5 protein-coding genes are annotated in these 4,688 nt (G+C 69.6%); 2 read left to right on the top strand and 3 right to left on the bottom strand.

The window, feature by feature from the left end:
* The 3 genes from GCN75_RS28600 to GCN75_RS28590 form a co-directional block, all read right to left on the bottom strand.
* On the bottom strand, window positions 1-541 hold a 541-nt coding region (locus tag GCN75_RS28600; protein WP_152285357.1), incomplete at its 3' end, for a hydrolase 2, exosortase A system-associated.
* Window positions 538-783 carry an acyl carrier protein gene (locus GCN75_RS28595; protein WP_152285356.1) on the bottom strand — a complete coding sequence of 82 codons (246 nt, stop codon included), beginning with the start codon at window positions 781-783 and terminating at the stop codon, window positions 538-540. The genes GCN75_RS28600 and GCN75_RS28595, both read right to left, overlap by 4 nt.
* Window positions 762-1,529: a GNAT family N-acetyltransferase gene (locus tag GCN75_RS28590; RefSeq protein WP_152285355.1), complete on the bottom strand. Its 768-nt coding sequence runs from the start codon at window positions 1,527-1,529 to the stop codon at window positions 762-764. Before GCN75_RS28590 ends, GCN75_RS28595 begins: the two co-directional genes overlap by 22 nt.
* Before the next feature lie 208 nt (window positions 1,530-1,737).
* On the opposite strand from GCN75_RS28590, the gene GCN75_RS28585 reads away from it, so the two are divergent.
* Window positions 1,738-3,339: an acyl-CoA ligase (AMP-forming), exosortase A system-associated gene (locus GCN75_RS28585; RefSeq protein WP_152285354.1), complete on the top strand. Its 1,602-nt coding sequence runs from the start codon at window positions 1,738-1,740 to the stop codon at window positions 3,337-3,339.
* Window positions 3,336-4,619 (top strand): pyridoxal-dependent decarboxylase, exosortase A system-associated, encoded by a 1,284-nt coding sequence (locus GCN75_RS28580; RefSeq protein WP_264372572.1) that lies wholly within the window; start codon window positions 3,336-3,338, stop codon window positions 4,617-4,619. Before GCN75_RS28585 ends, GCN75_RS28580 begins: the two co-directional genes overlap by 4 nt.
* Window positions 4,620-4,688 lie beyond the last annotated feature (69 nt).

Here is a 4,688-nt window from a genome sequence, read left to right as displayed (position 1 = left end):
GCCGCGCGCGAAGCGCCTGGCCCGGCGCTTCGCGCGCGGCGCCGGCCAGCATGCCTGCCGCCAGGCGCAGGCGCAGGAAGCGGTCGATGCTGCGCCGTCCGTCCAGTTCCGGTTCCCACAGCAGCAGGCGTGCCAGCGGCAGTTGGGCGCGGCTGGCGAAATCGAGGGCCAGCAGGGCGCCCAGGCGCAAGCCCCACACGGTCAGGGGACCGTCGACGCGCTGCGCCAGCCAGGCGCAAGCCAGGTGCAGGTCGTTGTGCCAGATGTCCCAGCGCGCTTCGTGGAAGTCGCCGCTGCTGTCGCCGCAGCCGAACAGGTCGATCTGCAGCACGCTGTAGCCGAGCGCGGCAAAGGCGCGCGCCTGCGCGGCGGCCACGTGGCGGCTTTTATTGAGTTCCTCGGCAAATGGATGGACGTAGACGATGCCGCCGCGCGCGCTGCGGCCCGGCGGCGGCAGGTGCAGCAGGCAATAGCGCTGGCCGCCGCTGGCGGGCAGGAAGAAGGGCAGCAGCGGCAGCGCTTCGGTGGTGGTATGGCTCATCGGCGCAGCTTTGCAGACACGAAGTCGTGCAAGGTGCCCACGGTGGCGAAGTGGCGCGCATGGATGTCGTCGTCGGCGACGGCGATGCCGAAATGGTCTTCCAGCGCGGCGATCACCCCCAGCACGGCCATCGAATCGAGTTCCGGCACGCTGCCCAGCAGCGGCGTGCGGGCTTCCAGCGCGCGCCCGTTCAAGCCCAGGGTGGTGTCGAGGATATGCTTTACTGCTTCAAGATGCGGCATGTCAGCTCCAGGGAAGGGTAGTGCGGCAGGGAAGACGTATCGAAGGCCAGGCAGGGAATATCGCCGGGGTGGCGCGACAGGTGCAGATAGGGCGGCAGGCTGGCGGCCATCCATTGCCAGCGGCCGCAGCGCACGAAGGTGGCCGTGCCCAGCGCGTGCGTGCCCAGGCGCGCATGGGCGCCCAGCGAGGCGCGGTTGAAACGCGAGATGCGGCTGCACGACCAGCGCACGCCCTGCGCGTACAGCACGGCGTTGGCTTCTTCCCACAGGCGGGCGAAGACCAGGCCGCCCCGCTGCGCGGGATGCACCCACACGTCCAGGTCCCACGAAGACTGGCAGGACGCCAGCGCATAGCGGGCGCGCACCTCGTCTTCCTGGCAGCCGTGGCGCAGCAGCCAGATCCAGCCGGCCATGGCAGCGTCGGACTGCTGCCCGCCGCGCGCCACCAGGCATTGCGCGCCCTGGCGGTAGCGCTCGCGCAGCACGCCGGGCCGGCGCATGGGGCCGGCCGGCAAGTCCGCTTCGGCCAGGCAGGGCGTGACCTGGATCGACTGGCCGCGCCCCCGGCACAATGAGCCTGGCGCCACGGCCTGCGCCACGAACTGGTAGCGGTGCAGCGCGCAGCGCCCGCCGGGCACCCTCGCCAGCAGCCGCGCCACGGCCAGCCAGGCGCTGTCGCGCCAGCCCAGTTGCCGGAGGCTGGCGGCAAGCCGTTGCAAGCGGGGGAAATGGGCGTCGCGGGCCATGGCGGTCTGGGAGGGGGCGGCTATGCAGCCAACGCTGTCCATTAGAGCGCAGGGGCGGGGAACCGACGTTGCGCAGCCTCAAGCATTGTTCCCGATGGGGCGCCGCCCGCCGCGAGAGGCGCTTGCTTGATAAAAATCAACACTGCCGCGCCCGTTTATCCCAATCATAGGGAATGCATGGCAATCATGGCAACCCGGGGATGAAACGATGGCGACACTGATACACGATCTGATCTTTGAAACGGCGCAGCGCGCGCCCCACGCGCCGGCCCTGTCGTGGCAGGGCGAGGACATCGCCTATGCCGCGCTGGCCCAGTGCGTGCGCGAGGCGGCCTGCACCTTGCTGGCCCTGGGCTTGCAGCGGGGCGCGCGCGTGGCCGTGTACCTGGAAAAACGCCCGGAAAGCGTCAGCGCCATGTTTGGCGCGGCGGCGGCCGGCGGCGTGTTCGTGCCCGTCAATCCGCTGCTCAAGCCGGACCAGGTGGCGTACATCCTGGCCGACTGCAACGTGGCCATCCTCGTCACGTCGCGCGAACGCCTGGCGCAGCTGGGGCCCGCGCTGGCCGCCTGTCCGGACTTGCAGACGGTGCTGCTGGCGGGTGAAGGAAATGGAGAAACGAGCCTGGGCAGGCTGCGCGTGCTGCCGTGGAGCGGCATGCCCGCCGCCGCCAGTGCTTCCCCGCCGATGCCGCACGCGGCGATCGACGCGGACATGGCGGCCATCCTGTACACCTCGGGAAGCACGGGGCGGCCGAAAGGCGTGGTGCTGTCGCATCGCAACCTGCTGGCCGGCGCGCTCAGCGTGTCGGGCTATCTGCGCAACACGCCGCAAGACCGCATCCTGTGCGTCCTGCCGCTCAGCTTTGATTACGGCCTGAGCCAGCTGACGACAGCATTTGCCAGCGGCGCCTGCGCCGTGCTGATGAATTATCTGCTGCTGCGCGATATAGTCGAAGCCGTGGAACAGGAAGCGATCACGGGCCTGGCCGCCGTGCCGCCCCTGTGGGTGCAGCTGTCGCAGCTGAGCTGGCCCTTGTCCACGCCTTTGCGCTACATCACCAATTCGGGCGGCGTGATGCAGCGTTCCACGCTCGACAGGCTGCGCCAGTCGCTGCCGCGCACGCAGGTCTACCTGATGTATGGCTTGACGGAAGCATTCCGTTCCACCTACCTGGCGCCGGAACAGCTGGAGCGGCGTCCCGATTCCATCGGGCAAGCGATCCCCAATGCGGAAGTGCTGGTGCTGCGGCCCGACGGCAGCGTGTGCGAGGCCGACGAGCCGGGCGAACTCGTGCACCGCGGCGCGCTGGTGGCGCTCGGCTACTGGAACGATGCGGCGCGCACGGCCGAGCGCTTCAAGCCGCTGCCGCCGCAGGCGAGCGGCCTGGTGCTGCCGGAACTGGCCGTCTGGTCGGGCGACACGGTGCGCCGCGATGCGGACGGCTATCTGTATTTTGTGGGGCGCAGCGACGACATGATCAAGACGTCCGGCTACCGGGTCAGCCCGGCCGAGATCGAGGAAGTTGCGTATGCGAGCGGCCTGGTGGGCGAGGCGGCCGCGCTGGGCCTGCCCCATGCCGTGCTGGGCCAGGCCATCGCCTTGCTCGTCACGCCCGCGCCCGGCGTCGAATTGCTGCGCGACAGCGTGCTGGCCGCCTGCCGCGCGCGTCTGCCTAGTTATATGGTGCCCCAGTGGATAGAAATCCGCGACGGCGTGTTGCCGCGCAACCCGAACGGCAAGATCGACCGCCCCTTGCTGGCCAGGGAACTGGCGCGTGCCTATGCGGTCCAATCAGGAGATGCGGCATGAACGGTCCCGGCCTCAAAAACTTGAAGCACGACGTGAAGCGGGCGGACAGCCAGGAGCTGCCATCGCATGCGCCCCTGGGCCAGTTTGCCGTGGCTGGCGACATGCTGCAGGTGGGCGGCATGTCCTTGCGCCAACTGGCGCAGCGCGTCGGCAGCACGCCGTTCTATGCGTATGAACGCGCGCACATCACGCGCCGCATGGCGCAATTGCGCGCTGCCTTGCCGTCCGGCGTGCTCGTGCATTACGCCATGAAGGCCAATCCCATGCCGGCCGTGGTGCAGTGGCTGGCGGGCCTGGTCGACGGCATCGACGTGGCGTCGGGCGGCGAACTGGCGACGGCGCTCGATACGCCCATGGCGCCGGAACGCATCAGTTTTGCGGGACCGGGCAAGAGCGATGGCGAACTGGCGCGGGCCGTGGCCGCAGGCGTGCTGATCAACGTGGAGTCGGGCGCCCAGCTGGAACGCCTGGCCTTGGCCGGTGAACGGCTGGGCTTGACGGCCAGGGTGGCCGTGCGCGTCAATCCAGATTTCGCCCTGCGCCGCACGGGCATGCGCATGGGCGGCGGCGCGCAGCCGTTTGGCGTCGATGCAGCCCTGGTGCCGGCGCTGCTGGCCCGCATCGGCCAGCTGGGGCTCGATTTTCACGGTTTTCACCTGTATGCGGGTTCGCAAAACCTGTCGGCCGCTGCGCTGGCCGAAGCGCAGGCGCTGAGTGTGCAGCTGGCCCTGCAGCTGGCCGACAGCGCGCCGTCGCCCTTGCGCACCCTGAATATCGGCGGCGGCTTCGGCGTGCCGTATTTTCCCGGCGACCAGGCCCTGGACCTGGGGCCCGTGGCCGCAGGCTTGCAGCGGCAACTGGAACTGCTGGACCAGGCGGCGCCCGGCGCGCGCCTGAACCTGGAACTGGGCCGCTATCTGGTGGCCGAGGCGGGTCTGTATGTGTGCAAGGTGATCGAACGCAAGGTGTCGCATGGACAAGTATTTCTCGTGACGGATGGCGGCTTGCACCACCACTTGGCTGCCTCGGGCAATTTTGGCCAGCTGATCCGCAAGAATTACCCGGTCGCCATCGGCAACCGCCTGCACGGCGGGCCGCGCGAAGTGGCGTCGGTCGTGGGCCCCTTGTGCACGCCGCTGGACTTGCTGGCCGACCAGATGGAGATGGCGCGCGCCGAGGAGGGCGACCTCGTGGTGGTGTTCCAGTCGGGCGCGTATGGCTTGACGGCCAGCCCGACGGCGTTTCTCGGCCATCCGCTGCCGGCCGAGGTGCTCGTATGAGCGGCCTGTGCGGTTGGCTGGCGGCGGCCGGCACGCCGGCGGGCGGGGCTTGCGGCGCGGCCGCCGTGG

Origin of the sequence: Janthinobacterium violaceinigrum (assembly GCF_009208555.1) — a bacterium.
Lineage (GTDB): Bacteria > Pseudomonadota > Gammaproteobacteria > Burkholderiales > Burkholderiaceae_D > Janthinobacterium > Janthinobacterium violaceinigrum.
Note: the sequence above shows the minus strand (reverse complement) of the source record. Positions and strands in the feature narration are given on the sequence as shown.